8 protein-coding genes are annotated in these 20,097 nt (G+C 48.0%); 7 read left to right on the forward strand and 1 reads right to left on the reverse strand.

Annotation, left to right across the window (positions count from 1 at the left end):
- Window positions 1-285: 285 nt before the first annotated feature.
- From PBOR_RS03815 to PBOR_RS03845, 7 genes are all read left to right on the forward strand, one after another.
- Entirely contained in the window at window positions 286-2,193 is a 1,908-nt protein-coding gene (locus PBOR_RS03815) for an McrB family protein (protein ID WP_052429319.1), read from the forward strand.
- Window positions 2,165-4,579 carry a restriction endonuclease-like protein gene (locus tag PBOR_RS03820; RefSeq protein ID WP_042210549.1) on the forward strand — a complete coding sequence of 805 codons (2,415 nt, stop codon included), beginning with the start codon at window positions 2,165-2,167 and terminating at the stop codon, window positions 4,577-4,579. The genes PBOR_RS03815 and PBOR_RS03820 overlap by 29 nt, the downstream gene beginning before the upstream one ends.
- 246 nt (window positions 4,580-4,825) lie before the next feature.
- Window positions 4,826-7,783 (forward strand): DEAD/DEAH box helicase, encoded by a 2,958-nt coding sequence (locus PBOR_RS03825; RefSeq protein ID WP_042210550.1) that lies wholly within the window; start codon window positions 4,826-4,828, stop codon window positions 7,781-7,783.
- 664 nt (window positions 7,784-8,447) lie between these two features.
- Window positions 8,448-9,551: a slipin family protein gene (locus tag PBOR_RS03830; protein WP_042210551.1), complete on the forward strand. Its 1,104-nt coding sequence runs from the start codon at window positions 8,448-8,450 to the stop codon at window positions 9,549-9,551.
- Between the two features lie 137 nt (window positions 9,552-9,688).
- Window positions 9,689-10,483, forward strand: coding sequence for a hypothetical protein (locus PBOR_RS03835; protein WP_042210552.1), 795 nt, complete (start codon window positions 9,689-9,691; stop codon window positions 10,481-10,483).
- 58 nt (window positions 10,484-10,541) lie between these two features.
- The gene (locus PBOR_RS38295) at window positions 10,542-11,285 is read left to right on the forward strand and encodes a riboflavin biosynthesis intermediates N-glycosidase (RefSeq protein ID WP_042210553.1); all 744 of its coding nucleotides are present in this window, start codon (window positions 10,542-10,544) and stop codon (window positions 11,283-11,285) included.
- A 127-nt stretch (window positions 11,286-11,412) separates the two neighbouring features.
- Window positions 11,413-18,804: a DUF4972 domain-containing protein gene (locus tag PBOR_RS03845; protein ID WP_042210554.1), complete on the forward strand. Its 7,392-nt coding sequence runs from the start codon at window positions 11,413-11,415 to the stop codon at window positions 18,802-18,804.
- Between the two features lie 57 nt (window positions 18,805-18,861).
- On the opposite strand, the gene PBOR_RS03850 is transcribed toward PBOR_RS03845, so the two are convergent.
- A complete protein-coding gene (locus PBOR_RS03850) occupies window positions 18,862-19,965 on the reverse strand; it encodes a response regulator (RefSeq protein ID WP_042210555.1) in 1,104 nt (367 codons plus the stop codon).
- Window positions 19,966-20,097 lie beyond the last annotated feature (132 nt).

Here is a 20,097-nt window from a genome sequence, read left to right on the forward strand (position 1 = left end):
TACATGATCAAACAACTACGAAGCTGGTGGAAAGATACAGAGATATCTAACCTAATCGGCCGCAAAAAAGTGGATTTTTCCATCTTTCGTGATGGCACTCATATTCCAGTTGAATTTCGTCCGGATTTCCTGGAAGCTAATCAAGGTCAACAGCCTAACCTGGGTGAAGGAATTAAGGTTAAGCTCATTCACGAAGATCGAGGCTATGAAGCCACACTATTTAAAATTGATCAAGCATCCGCTAGTCGGGAAGCTCTTCAAATTCTCTATAACGGAAATCAAACATTGAAGGAGTTGTTAATTGAAGCCTTCAAGCATTCCTATTCCTACATTATGCAAGAGAGAACGAATCAACTAGCAGATGATGCGAAGAGACCTCAGGTTGTTGTTCCTGAAGATCAAGCGGAATACATAGATTTCTTTGCGACAGGAGTTCCTTTTGAATACCGTTTAGAGTTCATAACGTATCAGCCGAAGCCAAATGTATGGTGGGTGAATCAGGGAACCACCATTCAAGCGGAGAAGGAAGCGGGGATTCTGTGGGCACCTCTACTGAATACTCAAGGCCGTAAGCTATATCACTGGGAGACAATGAAGGAGGTTAAAGAAGGAGATATCATCCTTCATTACTCCAATAAGGCTATTCGCTATGTTAGTCAGGTTACAGATGCGGCAGTCGAAGCACCGAAACCAGGCTCTATGGCTAATACGGGTTGGCAAGAGGAAGGAAGACTGGTTCGCACCAATTATGTAGAACTCATTCCGTCTATTGTGCTGCAACAGTTCAATCAGCAAATTATGCAACTGAATATAACTCAAGGACCGATCCATACTGGAGGGGGAGTGAATCAAGGGTATTTGTTCCGCTTTTCAAGACAGGGGCTTCAAGTGCTTCAGTCACTCACGACAGAAGTGAATTGGCCTGATTTTACTATTCTAGAGCAAGATGAGGTTGCCTCCAGTATGGAGAGCTTGCGTGAGGTGATTCCTATTCTACCACCATCCGATTCTAGCATTCCAACATTCCTCCACCAAATCCAATCCCACATCCGCCGCCAAGGCTTCTTTTTCCCTGAGCACCTAATTGAGAACTTCTACCTCTCGCTGAAGGCTAAGCCTTTTGTCATTCTGGCGGGTATATCAGGTACAGGGAAGACACGACTGGTGAAGCTGTTTGCGGAGGCGCTGGGGGCGACGCGGGATAATGGGCAGTATACCTTGATTCCGGTGCGGCCGGATTGGAGTGATCCTGCGGATCTGCTGGGGTATAAGGATCTGTCGGGCAGGTTCCAGGCGGGGCCGATCACGCAGGTGTTCGTGGAGGCGCGGCAGCCGGAGAATCGGCATCAGCCTTATTTTATCTGCCTGGATGAGATGAATCTGGCCCGGGTGGAGCATTATTTCAGTGATCTGTTAAGTGTGCTGGAGACGCAGGAGTGGCGGGAGAGTGAGATTCAGACGCAGGAGCTGATCTCGCGTGCCTTGCTGGGGACACCTAAGGATCGGGAGACCTATGGCGGCCTGGGCATCCCGGAGAATGTGTTCCTGATCGGGACGGTGAATATGGACGAGACCACGCATCCTTTTAGCAAAAAAGTTCTCGACCGTGCAAGCACCCTAGAGTTCAATTACATTAATCTGCAGCAATATCCGCAAGGGGCTGAGCAGGACGCGGATGATCCCGCTGATCTTAATGACCTGAATCATCTCTTCCTCCGTTCCGATTATCTGCAGCTGGTGGATGCCTATGATACTCATCAAGAGCTCGTTGTGCGGACAACAGAGAGACTGGTTCAGATTAATACGCTGCTGGAGGATATTCATGCTCATGTGGGCTTCCGGGTGCGGGATGCGATTTGCTTCTATATGATCTATAACGAACGTTATGGCCTGATGGATGAGGAAGAGGCGTTCGACTGGCAGCTGCTGCAAAAGATTCTGCCGCGTATCCAAGGAAGTCATTCCTCGGTGCGCCGGGTTCTGCTGGGCCTGATGAAGGTTGCGATAGGTAGCGGTGCCGGCATTGCGGTTAATGTTCAAGAACTCATGGACGATGATGCTTCGCCGCTCTATCTGAGATGGGCTGCCGGGCAGAATCCGCCTGGGGTCAAGCATCCGCAAAGTGCCCGTAAATTGGCTTATATGCTGAGGAGGCTGGAGGAAGATGGATTCACCTCATACTGGCTCTCTTAATCAGGCGGTGGAATTGCTCCGTATCGAGACGGAGCTTTTTACGCTTTATGTGCAGGGGCGGCCCTATCATCCTACGGTGGAGACGTTGCAGCTTCATCGCTCCCCGGAGCAGGAGTGGGTGAATGCTCAGCTTGGAATTACATGCGCGCAGCGGCTTGGGAAAGTGCAGATTAAGGTGTTCTCGCCTGAAGCCTATGGGCTGATCGACTGGCAGCCGGGGGAGTCGTCCTTTCCTTGCTTTTATGAGACGCAGCCGTATGAACTGGTGATTCAGAACAAGACGGCGGCCAAGCTTACTTTCTATCATGAGAATGTGCTGCTGCGGCAGGCGGTTAAGCCTCTGGGCGACTCGATTCTTGCAGGTGTGCTGAACTTCGGGAATGAGGTGGGGCTGACGGAGTGGGAGATTCGGAGTGAGGGGCAGACGGTGCTGCGGGTGGAGATGGAGATCTATCCCTCGAAGATGGATTACAAGCTGGATTACCAGAACCTGCTGAATGAAGTGAATGAGCAGATCTATAATCTGGCCTTCGATTTCTTGCGCCGGACCTACCAGTTAACGGGACTGCGGGAGACGCAGCATCAGAGCTTGACGGAGTTTTTCACGATCCTACAGCATGTGTTCGGGCAGCTTCTGGATGCCGTTGAGCGGATTAACAAGAACCCTAATGTTGCGCTGCTTCAGGACCGCCGTCTGGTGGATGCGAACCGGGTCAAAAAAGCCGGAAGAGAGAACATCCGTGAGCTCGCGAAGCATCCTGAACGACTAAGGGAAGACCCAAACCATGGATTCATCACCATTGGCAACCGGAGTTACGCAGCCACGCACTTAATCGAGACGCGCAAACGACTTGCCTATGATACGAACGAGAACCGGTTCATCCGCTGGATGCTGGAACGGGTTCATCGGAAGCTGAAGGAGCTCAAGATTCACTGGAAGAAGACAAGCCGGACCCCAGATCCTGTGCTGATCAAAAGGCTGGATACGATGCTGACGCAAATCGAGCGCGTGCTTAAAGTGGATTTCCTGCGTGAGGCCGGAGTGCTGAAGCAGATGTCTGTTACGCTGGTACTGCAGATGGCGCCGGGATACCGTGAGGTCTACCGCTGTTATCTCATGCTGCTCAAAGGCTTGTCGATCCAGACTGACCTGTTCCGCCTGTCCATGAAGGATGTCGCGCAGCTCTATGAATATTGGTGCTTCCTGAAGCTGAATCAGCTGCTGGGGCAGAAGTATAAGCTGGTGAAGCAGGATGTGATTAGGGTGAACCGGAACGGGATTTTTGTGACGCTGGACCGCTCGCAGAGCGCGAAGATGGTCTATGAGAACCCGGTGAACGGGGAGCAATTCATCCTCTTTTATAATGCGATTCCTGATTCGGATAAGACCCCGACACTGAGCCAGCGTCCGGATAATGTACTCACCTTGAAGAAGAAGGATGCGGGTCAGATCAAGGAGTACAAGTATGTTTTCGACGCTAAATACCGCTTGAATCCTGCTTATGAAGATACGCCTTACCAAAGGAAGTATAGACAACCTGGGCCGGAAGAGGACGACATCAATACGATGCACCGTTACCGGGACGCAATTGTGTATCAGGAGAAGGGCTCCGGGGAATATGAGCGAAGCATGTTTGGGGCGTATGTGCTATTTCCGTATCCGGATGAGGAGCGGTATAAGAGCCACCATTTCTACCAAAGCATTGAGCTGCTGAACATTGGCGCCTTGCCGTTCCTGCCGAATTCCACAAGTCTGGTGGAGCAATTCTTAGCTGAAATTATTCAGGATAGTCCGGAAAAAGCTTATGAACGCTCAACTCGTCCGCGCGGTACGAAGGAATATTACGTCAATCAGCTTGCGGGCAAAAATGTGCTGGTCGGCTCTGTCCGGGGGCCGGAGCAGGTGACGGTGGCGGTGCGGAAGGCTTTTTATCATATGCCGCTTAAGAATCTTGTCAGCCAGAAGCTCCTAACCCAGATCGAATACATTGCCATGTGCCAATCCCGAAAGAAGTTCATTGATCCCGCCAAAACAGGCATTCACTGGGTAGGGAAGGTAGCCGATTGGAAGGTGCTGCGGCGTAAGGAGATTAAGGAAGTCCCTTGTCGGCCGGGTACCGAGGAGGAGCTGTATGTACGCTTCACGGTGGAGGAATGGAAGAGCTTAGCCGTTCCTATTACGCTAGGGGGCCAAGGGATCTACACAGTGCTCTATACTAGCAAGTACATTCTGGACCGGGCCCTGGAGCTTGCCGAGCTCCGTCTGGAAACGGAGGATGCGCTGCGCGAATGGCGCGAGAAGCGCCGCAAGGGTAAAGTTAAGGTGAAGCTGGATCATGAGGAGTATGTGGATTTGGGTAGGGTTGTGGAGGTTCGGAATATATAGGGGAGTAAAGGATGCGTAATAGTAAGTGAAATAGAAAACGCAGCGGTACAGAGTTTATCTGTATCGCTTTTTTTGGTGTACAACGATGAAGATTTAGTGAGATCTATTACAAATATTCCTATTCTAGGTATACTTAATGGCAGAGCTCTTAGGGAGCAGCCTTGTTTACAAAGCTGGATTACTGTGTGTTCTAAAGCGAACTAGCTTTTTACGATGGAGATCAAATATATATTTCAGGAGTCTGATATGAACAGAGAAGCAGAAAGTGTTACAAAGTATTTCAGAAGTGCTGTGGCAGCCCAGGCAAATACAGGCTTGGATTTTAAAAACGATACCTTTTTTATTATTGAGCCCTCTCAATTGTTGGAGGGAAGAATTCATAGTGAGGTGTGCGAGAAGGTCTTTGTTGAAGCTAATAAGGATTCCAATGATGAGGGTTACAAGCCTAAAAAAACGTCTATTAACGTTATTGCTTGTATTAAAACAGTAAAGACAATATATGAAGCAAGTGCCAAAAAACAAGATGATATTGACGAGTTGACAGGACTGTTTTTTGTACCTGCAAAATTAAACGATAACGGCTACCTTTCATTCGACTCGGATAATAAAAAGCTGCCATGGTTTCCTAGAGAGTACTTGCAACCGATGATAGAACCTAAACTAGCTATTGGTAGTGCAATTGATGTTGATTCTTATATAAGCGACCATGTTGATCAAGTACAGTTGATTAAAACATGGGACGATTATCTCTCATTTGTTATAGAGTTTTATGAAAAGATAACGAGTAGTAAATTTGAAGATAGCAGCATTACTAATGAAGAAGAGCATACTCAGATTGAACTGGAAAAGAATATGTATCTTTTTATTGATAGCACAGTTAATGCTACATTCAATATTATGAGGCTGTATAATCACATCCTTGAAGATTCACAGGCTAAGCCCCTATATGATACCTTCATTTCAACATCAGAAGCGATCTCGGAGCCGTTAATCTCTCATTCGATCTCTAATATGCAGCTTCATGCTGGACAAATGGGCGGAGAGTACCCGCTGTCTCCTTCTCAGAGAGAAGCCATTAATCATTACAATAATATGAATAACGGTGAAGTGCTGGCTGTCAACGGGCCTCCGGGAACTGGGAAAACCACGCTCTTACAATCTATAGTTGCTGATACATATGTGAAAAGAGCAATTTCAGAAGACAAGCCGCCTCTGATTGTAGCAACATCAACCAATAATCAAGCTGTTACGAACATTATTGCCTCCTTTGGCAATATTAAAAAAATGTTTGATTCGAGTCTTGAAGAACGTTGGATAGAAGGTGTTCATAGCTTTGCTACTTATTTTCCTTCTGGAATGAAAGTGAAGGAGGCGGCACAAGGCTATCAAATCACCAATAATAAAGGCGAATACTTTTTATCAGATATCGAGACGGAAACGAATATTATTAATTCCAAAGCTAAAATAATAGATCAATGCGGGAAACTGTTTAGTAAAGAATTCAATACAGTGGGGGAGTGCCGTATTGCTCTTCACCAAGAGTTATTGTTCTTGGAGGAAAAGAAAAAAAATCTACTTGCTCTATGTGAGGAATCTAAACAATTCCATAATCCTGATTTCCCCATAAATCTACAGTTAGATAAGCTTAAGGAAAAGATAGATGGTTTCGAAGAGCAAATTCATAGATATCAAGATAGAGTATCTGGGTGGGAAGCGACATATAGCAAAGTACCTTACTTGGTTAGACTTTTCTCGAAAATAATTAGGAAGAATCTCAAAAGAATTCAAACGGAATTCAGGCTGTTTATTTCCACGGATGAGCTTACGTTTCTTAATGAATACATGACTGTTGAAGACATCAAGGAAATTTACAGTCTGAAAATTGTCGAACTCCGGAGTTCCTCTGTATCCTTACAAAAAGATGCACAATTCATTGAGGATTGGATTAAGAGGTATGACGAACAATTGAAAATACTGAGAGAGCACGGGGTCACCCTCCATGATCACGAATCTGATATGTATAATATTTCCATGGATACAATCAATGAAACAATTGATAAGAAAATTCGTTACCGTGAGTTTTGGTTGGCGGTTCATTACTTCGAATGTAGGTGGGCAAGCGGCGAAGATGAACTAAAAGAAAAGCAAAAAGGTACGAATTATGAAAATGTACTTGTTAAATTTTATAACAGACTCTCTTTGATCACTCCTTGCTTAGTAATGACTTTCCACACGCTTCCCAAGCAGTTCTGGGCTTATACAGGTCAGAAGAATATATTCCTCTACAACTTTATTGATTTGTTAATTGTAGATGAAGCTGGACAAGTATCACCGGAAATTGCCGCTGGCGCATTCGCACTCGCAAAGAAAGCGGTTGTCGTTGGGGATGTTTATCAGATTGAACCTGTATGGAGTGTTAACAAGTCGTTGGATAATACATTGGCTCTGACTAGCGGGTTAATCCAATCGGTTGACGAATACAGTAATTTAGAAGAGCTTGGTTTGACCAGCTTCGGATCAAGTGTAATGAGGGTTGCCTCAAAAAGCTGTAAATATGAAAAATATGATGAAAAGGGTTTGTTTCTATCTGAACATCGGCGTTGTTATGATGAAATAATAGATTATTGCAATAAGCTGGTGTATAGAGGAAACCTCATTCCTATGAGAGGAAGAGGAGCTAACCGTAAGAATCGTCTGCAAGCTTGGCCGCAAATGGGATTTCATCAAATTGAAAGCGAAAAGTCAAATAAACAAGGAGCCAGTAGGTATAACCATACGGAGGCAGCTGAAATCGCTGAATGGCTGCATCAACATTTTGATACAATCCGTAGTGCATACCCGGAAGATGCGGAGAATAATCTGATTGGAATAATAACACCGTTTAAATCTCAAGTAGGATATATAAAAGCAGCATTAAAGAGAAAAATGCCTCAATTATGGAAAAAAATAAGTGTGGGCACTGTGCATGCATTTCAGGGGGGTGAACGGAATATAATCATACTTTCAACAGTATATGGTGTGAATGATGGATGCTATTTTATTGATGCTAATAAGAGCCTCATGAACGTAGCCGTATCGCGGGCCAAAGATCATTTCTTTGTATTTGGGGATACTCGTTGCTTAAAAAATAATCAAAATAGCGCTAGCGGACTGCTTAAATCGGTTATGCAGGGAACAGTGAACGCTAAGGAAGTGAAAATATAAAATTCTACATCTGGAAATAAACTGAATCCTCCAAAAAAGCTCAAACGCAGGCCTCTCACACCTGCCTTTGAGCTTTTTTCTATGCATCCCAAACTGCCCTCTGGAAATTTATTCTTCCGTCGTAATACTTTCGCCATGTTCGTTCAGCATTATTTCAGCGATGATAGAACCTGTAAGATGATAACGCCGAGCGCGTTCATCATACATCCGGTTCTTATCCGGGCGGGCGTAACGAGGCGGGGATCTCAGGTGATCCCGCAGTGCCGGCATGTATGTTACGGTATCCTGTACGGACCGTTTCGGTAAGAGTCACCTTTGGGGTTCGATTCCCCAATCGCTTTGGGAGCGATTCTGGTACAGTACTCGATTTCCATCGAGCGACTATTGAAGCACAATCTGAGTAAGGAAACCAATGGACAGAATCTCTGGCGGCTGGTATAGCGCACTGTGGTAGGGCTTTGCAATCCGTGGATACCGATAGTGGGCAGCTGGGGAGGCTGTGGCATGGATGAAAGGGAACGAAGGCGGCTGAAGTATGGGTTAGCCTCGGACCTCAAGTAGTCCTCCCGGACCTCCTGGCAGGGCCGCCTGTCTCAAACGTGATTCCGCCTGAGCTGCAGCGGGATTCTGTCATCCATTGGTCAAACTTGAAGGGGGCATACATATGTTGAAGCAAATAACGATTCAAGCGGACCAGCGCGGCCTGCTCTTTCATAAGGGAAGTTATGTGAAGCGGCTGCTACCGGGAACCTACCGTTACTTATCATGGTCGCAGCATACAGTGGCAGTACTGAATATTGCCAAACCGTTTGGCGTCGAGGGTAAAGACCTGCAGCTGTTCCTACAGGATGATGAACTCCTCCGGGAGCTCGATGTCGTACGTGTACAGGATCATGAGATTGTTCTGCACTATGAGGATGGCCAATTCATGCAAGTGCTGAAGCCGGGTGTGTATGCTTATTGGAACCTCCTGAGAAAGCACACCTTCGTACATACGGATATCAGACAACCGGAACTACCTGCCGGGATCGACCGCTCGATTATCTCGAAGCTCACTCCGTATGTGCAGTGCTGCGAAATCGCGAGTTACGAGCAGGGATTCCTGTTCTATGATCATACGCTCAAGCGGGAGCTTACGCCTGGTAAGTATTATTTCTGGAAGGGACCGGTCTCGGTGCTGACGAAGACGGTCGATCTGAGACAGCAGCAGATGGATCTGGTTGGCCAGGAAATGATGACAGAAGACAAGGTCTCGCTGCGTCTAAACTTCGTATGCCAGTACACAATCGTAAGTCCGCACCGCGTTCTGGAGATGAAGGCTTTTGACGAGCAGATACACATCCAGCTACAGCTCCTGCTCCGGGAATATGTCGGAACGCTGAAATTGGACGATCTCCTGAGACGAAAAGAGGATGTCGCCACATTCATTCTGTCCCGTATCCAGGAGAAGGAAGAAGCGTTCGGGGTACGTTTCCTCGGGGCGGGGGTGAAGGATGTAATTCTGCCGGGGGAAATGAAAGACATCCTAAACACCGTTCTGCTCGCAGAAAAGAAGGCGCAGGCGAACCTGCTTACCCGCCGGGAAGAGACGGCTTCGACGCGCAGCCTGCTGAATACGGCGAAGCTGATGGATGAGAATCAGACCCTTTTCCGGCTGAAGGAGCTGGAATTCCTCGAGAAAATATGCGACAAAATCGGCTCTATCTCTGTAACCGGCGGTGGAGACCTCCTGGAGCGGTTAAGCTCGCTTATCGGTAGTAATAAGTAGATCGCCTTCTGGCGGTCTATTTTTAGTGCAGATAGAGAGAATTAAGCTTAGTCAAAGTTCCGGAAAACAGGTAATTATATAGAAGCTATAGAACTAAGCTATAGAGCCGATTAAGCCAAACCCGAGGAAGTGATCCCATGGACAACAAAGCAAAGAAAATCCTGATGAACACCTTCTGGACCTCAGCCGGCTGGAAGAGCAGTCCTGCTGCCTTCACCGGTGAGGATTTCGACTATGCCAAAAGCAAAGGGTTGATGTTCGATCCTGTGACGATTACCCATGACGAGATTGTTTTGCGGCTGCATGAGCTGCATCAGACGATCACCAAGGAGCGGGTAGCGGCCGCGTTCCTGCACAGTCTGTCGACGAAGAAGGTTCATTTGCGGAGTGCCCTATCCAGCTGGGCCCAGACTTCCGCGCTACCTGTACATAATTATGAGCAGCGGAGTGTTGTACGGCCCAATTATAGCAGCTGCGGGGATTGTAACTTTTACAGATTAATGTCTGACCGGGAATTTATAAATAATGATCTGAATGTGCTGAATTTCGAACGGGTTAAATGGGGCGGTATTCGTCTGAATTGGCTTTTATACTGCTGGATGGACCTTGAATTATTAAGTAAAGAAGAAGAGTTCGAGGTTACCGCCGAGGATACTGCCATACTCTCCGGGATGCTCGAAGCGATACGGGATTGTGCGGACCATGAGAGTGCTCGGATGCTGGAGAAGCGGTGGAAGGACGTGATTCCCTCCAGTAAGAATGAACGGGATGTGTTAATGGAGATCTGGGGCTATGCCGGATTGCTGGTACCGCGGGACACACCCCGGAAACGCAAAGGTGGGAGTCATGATTTTAACTCTATGGCTGAGTGGCAGGGAGAAGACGGCTATTCTCAGGAGGCGGTAGAGTTGTATTTCGGCGCGTTTTTGTAGATTTACTATGAACTTGAATGACGGTTAGATGATATTAGGACAAGGAGGCACGCTCATTATGAACACCCCGGAGCACATCCAGAAGATCCTCGAAGACAATAGAAGAAAGCTGCTAGCCCTCAATCCCGAAGATCGCTTTATACGCTTCTATGAAACGGATAAGCCTTACGGTTGTTTCTCTAATTTTGCGAAGTACCCCATAGTGTTAAAAAGCAAGGCGTGGGCAACCACGGAGCATTATTTTCAAGCGCAGAAGTTCGCAGGCACTGAGCATGAGGAAGAGGTCCGGCTCGCCGGAACGCCGATGGAGACAGCACGGTTGGGGCGGGACCGGAGTAAGCCGCTTCGTTCCGATTGGGAAGAATGCAAGGTTGAGGTTATGAGAGAAGCGCTGATGGCTAAGGTTGAGCAGCATCCCGCTATAAAGTCCATTCTTTTGTCGACAGGCGATTGTACCTTAGTTGAACATACCGCCAATGATGCCTACTGGGGAGACGGCGGTAACGGCCAAGGCGGCAATATGCTGGGCAAGCTGCTGATGGAGATTCGGAACGGATTAGATGAATATGTGCCGGAATTCTTGCTGCCGCAGTGGATCGTGTATCCTGAAATTGAGCCGTTCAGCATTGGCTGGAGAATGGGGTATGGCGAAGATTACTTGATGCACTTATGGGAATGGAGAGAGCAGCAGTCGCCGGAGGCGCTGAAGGAGTATGATGCGTACTTCACTCCGCCGGAGGAGTGGGCTGAGGCTGAAAGAATTCAAGAAGAGTATAGGACAAAGAATAAGGATCAGGACTGAACCCCGTAAATAATCCATTACTTCATGCCGCCGCCATTCGTGGCGGTTTTCTTGTTTATTCTACGTTTAGCGCTGTCGTGTAGAATAAATTGATGTAGAAAAAATGAAAATAATGGAGGAAAAGGCATTGAGATTTAAACGGATAATCGCCTTGTTGCTGGTGTTTGCTATGGTCATACCGACGGGCTTGATACATGCGGCAGATCTGGTATTGAAAGAGGATTTAAATATTATGAAGTATACTCCTGCTGGATTGAGAGACCTGGAGGAGACTATTGATGTTACGGATGAATCGTATGAGGCAGAGATAATTGTTACCTTTGAGTACGGGGAGGCGTCTTATCCTCCAGATTATGTTCAATTATCCATTGCGGAAGAAAATCCGGTAGGCAAGCGGATTGTGGGCAATACACTGTTCGTTGATCAAGGAGCACCAGCTGGAACAATTACCATCAAAGCTGTATTGCCGGGGAATTATTACACTACTCATACTATTACTGTGAATTCAGGCGGGGGTACTCCGCAACCGGCGCAGCCAAGAATAACCCATACGCTGATGGATACAAGTGATCTTAATCATCTCATCATAAGTGCAACGGCACTGGATGACGGAATTCACAAATTACAGATAAGAACATTTTATAAGAATGCCTCTGGTATGGTAGGGGGGGACATTTCCAATCTGACCCAGGAAGGTAATAGTTCAGTATTTTCTGCAGACATTACCGAACAGGTCTCCAGTAAGATGAGAGATTCCAATGCCTATGAAATGACTTATTTCTTCACTATGTTAGATGAAAATGGGGGATTCCTGCAATATCCCGAGGTTATTGATATGAACTCGTTGGAGGGGGCCCTGACGGTTAAGCTGGCTGAAGCCCCGGACAATGGATCGGGTGAGCCTGAGTTAGATAAAGCTGATTTGATTGCTAAGATTAATGAAGCGAAGGACTTATATTCATTCTCAGTTATCGGCAATGATATTGGAGAATATCCGGGTGAAGTGATGGATGCATTTAATACAGCCATTGAAGCTGCATCCCGGGCTAAAGATACAGCTACAACCCAGACACAAATTGACGCTGCCTATCAAGATTTGATGGGTTCTATTACGTCATTTAAGGCGGATGCCATCAAGGGAGCGAGTCGCTCGGACCTTATGGATAAATATGGAGAAGCAATTATTCTCTATCGGCAAACCTCAATAGGTGAGGGGGTTGGACAGTATCCGCTAGAAGCATTATATGCTTTAGAGGCGGCTGTAATGTCAGTAGACTACGTTCTAAACAACCCTACATCTACTCAGGAAGATTTTGATAATGCCTACCAAAGTTTATCTTATGCGATAAAGGTATACCGTGCTGCACAGATCAAAGCAGGTGATACTGCGCTGCTCCAGATTAAAATTAATGAAGCTTGGGACCTTTTCATCGAGAGTAAAGTGGGCGATGAACCTGGGCAATTTTCTGAACAAGCATATTTGGCCTTCCTTGATGTTATTTCATTGGCTGAGGAAGCGATCTATTCTCCAAGAACGCAAAAGAAAATTGATGAGGCTTATATAGCTTTATCCAATGGAATGCAAGAATTCCTTGCTGCTAAAATTCCGGAGCCGGATAAAACAGAGCTGCTTCAGGCGAAAATTAACGAAGCGCAGCTGTTATGGGACAATGCCGACGTGGGAACAAACGTAGGCCAATATCCAGCTGAGGCAAAGGACGCGTTAGAAACTGCTATTTATGCGGCTAATGAAGGATTGAACGCCTCCTCCACAGAAGCTGAGCTAGATGCCGCCTACCAAGCATTGAATGCCGCAATCACAACTTTTAAAAATGCTGAAATTAAGCGGGGAGATACCACGGCACTCGGAGTTAAAATCCATGATGCTTGGTACCTTACGATTTCCAGTGAAGAAGGTAATGGATCAGGACAATATCCTTCTTCAGCATTCGATGATTTGCGAAATGCTATCTCTGCCGCAGAACAATGGGTGATTAACTCAGGAACTGAAGCGGAAATTGAAGAAGCTTACGAAGTTTTGGTGAACGCCATACAGAGTTTCCTGAATGCCGAAAATACCGGGCCTAATAAAGATGCACTCCAGGCTGCGATTGAGACTGCCAAGGCATTTTTGAACAACAATGTTGTAGGTACCAAAGTTGGACAATATCCGGAAAATTCGAAGAACATCCTCCAAGATTCCATAGATGCTGCATGGGAGACGTTAATCAACCTGATGTCTACACAAGTTGAAGTTGATCAAGCGTTAACTTCTGTGAATAAAGCATTGGCGGATTTTAAGGCGTCTGTCCTCGTACAAGGAGATCAGCTATTCCTTCACGTAACCATCATTGATGCGAAAGAGCTCCTGGATAATAGTCCAGTAGGAGAGGGTGCTGGTCAATTCCCATCTGATGCTATGCATGCACTTGAAGCAGCAATTGGTGTGGCGGAAACGGCAATCAGCGGACCGATGACGCAAGTCGAGCTTGATGAAGCGCGGCAAGCGCTGGAAACAGCAGTCACGACCTTTAAAGCTGCAGAAATCAAGGCAGTAGATAAAACAGCGCTACAGGGAAAAATAGACGATGCGACATCTGCTTACAATATGAGCCGGGTTGGCACTGATTTTGGAGAATATCCGGCTGAAGCAAAAACGGCTCTCAAGGCAGCCATTGACGCTGCTAAAGTTCTGATCGACAAGACAGCAGCTTCGCAAGCTGAGATTGACGCGGCAACTCAAACACTAACTGCTGCAATTACAACCTTCTATGCTGCAGCGGTCGAAATGGGAGATTACCTTAAACTTCAAGAAAAAGTTATAGAAGCGCGATCCCTATATCGGGAAAGTCCACGAGGAGATGGGATCGGTGCATACCCAGATGCGGCATTTATTGACTTAGATGAAGCTATAGAGCTAGCTAATGAAATAGCGACCTATCTAGCCAGCCAAACCAAACTGGATAAGGCCCTCCAGGCATTATCGGATGCAATGGAGAAATTCGAAGAATCTGTTGTTAAGGCTGGAGACAATACAGCACTACAAGCCGCAATTACTGAGGCGAAAATCCTCCTCGAGGGAAGTAAAGAAGGAAGTGCTGTAGGAGAATATCCGCTAGAAGCCATGGACTTATTGCAATCCGCGATTACAGATGCAGAAAACTTGGCTAATGAAGAAGCTACTCAAGCAGCTATGGATGAGGCTATCCTAACTCTGAACAACGCAGTTGCAGCTTTTGAAGCTGCGGTGATCAAGGAAGGGAACAGCACAGAGCTCCAACTCAAAATTGAAGCAGCAAGAAATCTTTTGAGTTTTAGCGCAGAGGGTGATCGCCCTGGAGAGTATCCGTCAGAAGCCTTCGATGCTTTGGATAGGGCTATTGCAGATGCGGAGACTCTGATAGATATCCCTGGTACACAACAGGAGATTGATGAGGCCTATCACGATTTGGTACAAGCAATCGAAGCATTCGAAAAGGCTAAGATTCAGGAAGGCGATTATATCCCGCTTCTAGCGGCGATAGCGGAGGCAACGACACTCTATAATACTAGCCCGGAGGGCCATGGTGCAGGACAATATTGGCCAGAAGTCAAAGCGTTGTTCATGACAGCCATTGAGGCGGCAAACGTAGTAGCAGGCGGGCCGTCTACTCAAGAAGAAATAGAGGAAGCACTTCAAAGACTTGCGGATGCGGTTGAAGATTTTCAGAAATCTGAAGTTCGTGCCGGGGACAGCACAAACCTTCAATCGGTCATTACGGAATTGAACACTCTTCTGGGCAACAGCAAAGAGGGCGATGACGCAGGAGAATATCCGGCAGGTTCCAAAGCGATTTTGCAGGCAGCGGTTACGGCAGTATCGAATGTGATCAGCGAACCGGCTACCCAGCAAGAGATTGATCAGGCTTATGAGGAACTGGTAGATGCGGCAGATATTTTCATCGCTAAAAAAATTCCAGCGGGCAATAACTCGAAAGCTCTCGAAAAAATTCATGAGGTAGGCAGTCTTATGGAGGCCAGCAAAGCAGGAACCGGAGTTGGACAGTATCCGGCTGAAGCAATAGCAGCATTGGAGGCAGCATTTGATGCAGCGGTTATTGTAGTCGATAAACCATCTTCGCAAGTGAAGCTTGATGCTACTTACCAAGCCCTTGTAGACGCGGTCGATGTGTTTAAGAAGGCGCAGATACAGGCTGGCGACAGCGAAGACGCTGATGCGGTAGTGAGCAGCGCAGAAACGCTGCTGAGAGACAGCGTTGTAGGCGAAGGCGTAGGTGAGTACCCGTTGACAGCCAAAACAACACTTGAGGCTGCGATTGCAGCAGCGAAAGAAGTGTTTGAAAACCCGGCAACGCAAGCGCAGATTGATACAGCTAAAGCGGCGCTGGAAGCGGCAATTACCGCATTTGAAGCTGCGGTGAATAAAGAAGGCAGCAGTGAAGAAGCTGATGCGGTAGTGACCGGCGCAGAAACGTTGCTGAGAGACAGCATTGTAGGCGAAGGCTTAGGCGAATATCCGCTGGCAGCCAAAACAACACTGGAAGCAGCGATTGCAGCAGCCAAAGAAGTGTTTGAACAACCAGCGACTCAGGCGCAGATTGATACAGCTAAAGCGGCGCTGGAAGCAGCAATCAGTACATTTGAAGCTGCGGTGAATAAAGAAGGTGGCAGCGAAGAGGCTGACGCGGTATTGAGCAGCGCAGAAACGCTGCTGAGAGACAGCGTTGTAGGCGAAGGTGTAGGTGAGTACCCGTTGACAGCCAAAACAACACTTGAGGCTGCGATTTCAGCAGCGAAAGAAGTGTTTGAAAACCCGGCAAAGCAAGCGCAGATTGATACAGCTAAAGCGGCGCTGGAAGCGGCAATTACCGCATTTGAAGCTGCAGTGAATAAAGAAGGCGGCAGCGAAGAAGCTGATGCGGTAGTGAGCAGCGCAGAAACGCTGCTGAGCGACAGCGTTGTAGGCGAAGGCGTAGGCCAGTATCCATCCGAAGCAGTCGACGTGTTAAAAGCAGCCATTAAGGCAGCCAAGGAAGTGTTGGAACAACCAGCGACACAAGCGCAGATTGACGAAGCCAAAGCGGCGCTGGAAGCAGCAATCACTACATTTGAAGCTGCGGTGAATAAAGAAGGCAGCAGCGAAGAAGCTAATGCGGTAGTAAGCAGCGCGGAAACACTGCTGAGAGACAGTATCGTAGGTGAAGGTTTAGGTGAATACCCGCTGGCAGCCAAAACAGCACTGGAAGCTGCGATTGCAGCAGCTAAGAAAGTGCTGGAACAACCAGCGACACAAGCGCAGATTGACGAAGCCAAAGCAACGTTGGAAGCAGCAATCAGTACATTTGAAGCTGCGGTGAATAAAGAAGGCAGCAGCGAAGAGGCTGACGCAGTTGTGACCGAAGCAGAAGCACTGCTGGTCGATGTGCCAGTAGGCGAAGGCGTAGGCCAATATCCGTTAGAAGCAGTCGACGTGTTGAAAGCAGCCATTAAGGCAGCGAAAGAAGTGTTTGAACACCCAGCCACGCAAGCGCAGATTGACGAAGCCAAAGCAACGTTGGAAGCAGCAATTACCGCATTTGAAGCTGCGGTAAATAAAGAAGGCGACAGCGAAGAAGCTGGCGCAGTAGTGACCGAAGCAGAAGCATTGCTGGTCGACATTCCAGTAGGCGAAGGCGTAGGCCAATATCCGTCCGAAGCAGTCGACGTGTTGAAAGCAGCCATTAAGGCAGCCAAGGAAGTGTTTGAACATCCGGCAACACAAGCACAAATCGACGAAGCTAAAGCAACGTTGGAAGCAGCAATCAGTACATTTGAAGCTGCGGTAAATAAAGAAGGCGACAGCGAAGAAGCTGGCGCAGTAGTGACCGAAGCAGAAGCATTACTGGTCGATGTACCAGTAGGCGAAGGCGTAGGCCAATATCCGTCAGAAGCAGTTGACGTGTTGAAGGCAGCCATTAAGGCAGCCAAGGAAGTGCTTGATCACCCGGCAACGCAAGCGCAGATCGATACAGCCAAAGTAACGTTGGAAGCGGCAATTACCGCATTTGAAGCTGCAGTAAATAAAGAAGGCGACAGCGAAGAAGCTGGCGCAACGGTAAACGAAGCACAAACGCTGCTGAAAGACAGTGTCGTAGGCGAAGGCGTAGGCCAATACCCGGCTGAAGCTGTAAAAGCGTTGGAAGCTGCGATCGCAGCAGCGAAAGAAGTGTTCGAACACCCGGCCACACAAGCACAAATCGACGCAGCGAAAGCCACATTGGAAGCCGCGGTAGCAGCCTTTGAAGCGGCAGTCATTAAAGCTGGAAATGCCGGAGAGATTCAAGCCCAAATTACTGAAGCGACCACTCTTTTAAATGAAAGCACAGAGGGCAACGGCGTAGGGCAGTATCCGGCGGGTTCAAAAGCAATCCTGCAAGCCGCAATTACGGCGGCGGAAAATGTGATTCGTACGGCGGCAACACAAGCAGAGATTGACAAGGCTATTGAGCAATTAACAGCGGCTTATAATACGTTCCGGGCAGCTGTAATCAAGACTGCACCGGTTGATTCGTATACACCGCCCGTTAATTCCTATACACCTCCGGCAACTACGCAGCCTGTAGTGGTGCAGCCCTCTACCAAAATTACAGATGGACTGAACACAGTTGAAACGGGACAAGGCACAGTAAAAACAGCTGCGTCTGAGGTTCAAGCGATCATGAAGGCTGCGAAGCCGGTTATTCTTGAATCCACGCTCGGTGTAATTGATTTTGGCAAGAATGGCTTGAACGTACCGGAGCTCAAACTAGGATTAGGTGCTTCCCTGGAGTTAGGAATACTTATGACAGAGAAGTCCAAAACCGATGAGGCGTTGGCGGGGGCCAAGCTGGATCAGGCGGGCTTGCAGCCGCTCGGCGGGAAGGTTCTGGACCTGATTGCCCAGCTGAATTATTCGAACGGCACCAGCACGAGAATCAAGAGCTTCGCTGAACCGGTCAAAGTCACGATTAACTTGAAGGAGCTAGGATTGACCGGTGATACGACCAACCTGACAGCGGTTCGATTCGTACCTCAGGCAGACGGCACGTATAAGACGATCAAGCTTGGCGGGGTCTATATCCCGGCAACGAATAGCTTTGAGTTCTATACGGACAGCTTCAGCTTGTACAGCATCGTTAAGGCTGATTCGGTCACCAAGATTACGTTCAAGGTTGACAGCAAGGAGTATTCAATAGGAACACTTGTTAAGCAGAACGATGTGCCGCCTGTTATCCAGGAGCAAAGAACTCTGGTGCCGATCCGGGCTGTAGCGGAAGCTTTGGGCGCTGAAGTCAAGTGGGACCACGCAACCAAAACAGCTACCATTACGCTTGACGGTAAAGTGCTGACTATGACTTTGGGAGAATTGATTGAAGGAATGGACGTACCTGCGCAGGCGATTGACGGCAGAATCATGGTGCCGCTGCGTTATGTTTCGGAAGCCTTAGGAGCTTATGTCATGTGGTTCCCGCAAGACAAACGGATCGAGGTTATCCGTTAGTATCATCCTAATCTAAAAAGCCGGTTGCCTGTTTCAGGGCAACCGGCTTTTGTCTGCTTACCTGTTCAATCTATGCATCATCTCACTGATCTGGCGGCCCGGCTGTGTTCCCAGCTCTTGCAGCAGGACCTCCTCCAGCTTACGGTACCGCCGGATGGCCTCGCTTGTCCGCCCGAGTCCGATTAACAGCTGCAGGGCCTGCCCGGCGATATCCTCGCGTAAGGCATCGATCCGGAGGATTTCATCATATGCCTGCAGTGCCAGCTCTACCTGATGCTGCTCGAGATAGGCACGGGCGGCCCATTCCAGCAGCTCCATATAATCCTGCTCCAGACGGCGCGCCTTGGTGCTGGCCCATTCGTAGGTTTTACCCTTAAGGAAAGGTCCGGTATACAATGCTGCTGCCTGTTTCAGTAATTCCTTGTACCCGTCCCGGTTCATTCTGATTTGCCGGAGCAAACGCTCAAACGCATACAGGTCGCAGGACAGGGAATTCTCCACAATCTGTACCTCATTCCGGTCCGCCAGCAGGCAGACCTTAAGACCGCTTTCGCTGATGGCCTTGCGGATATAATGCAGATTGCTATTCAGGTTGTTGCTTGCCTTCTCGGAATCGAACCCGCTCCACAGGGTGTCCGTGATCTCGTCACGGCTGACTGAGCGTTTATACAGGAGATAAGCGAACAACTCCTCCGTCTTGGGGCTCCTCAGCTTGAGGGGCTTCCGGTCCGGTCCGGGGTGCATCAGCTTAAAGCCGCCGAACATGCATACCTCCAGCACAGGCTCCACGTCCTGCCGCTTCGTCCGCCGATTTATTTTATCCAGAGTTTGTCTCACCCGTTCGGCAGAAACCGGCTTCAGCAGGTAGTCAGTTGCGCTAGCGTCAAAAGCCTGAAGTGCATATTCCTCATAGCCGGTAACGAATACCACGTCCATGGCCTCATATAACTCATGAAGCTGCCGGGATAACTTCATCCCGCTTACCTCCGGCATGGAAATATCCAGAAAAGCAATATCAATGGGGTTGTCCCTGGCATATTCATAGGCCTTCAGCGGATTCTGGAAGGTCTGGCAGATCACGACTTCTCCGCTCTCGGACAGAACCCAGCTGAGTTGATTAAGCGAAAGCCGTTCATCATCGACAATTATCGCCCGCAGCATATGTTCACCTCCTTAATCATTTTTAGCCATATCCGCCCTCTGCCAATCTTCCGGCAGCCCGGTCTATGTCTTCATGAGTCATTAGTCCTAGTAAATCCAATCAGCGATTAATATAGCAAATTACAGATAGGC

This window comes from Paenibacillus borealis (assembly GCF_000758665.1).
GTDB classification, from domain to species: domain Bacteria; phylum Bacillota; class Bacilli; order Paenibacillales; family Paenibacillaceae; genus Paenibacillus_AQ; species Paenibacillus_AQ borealis.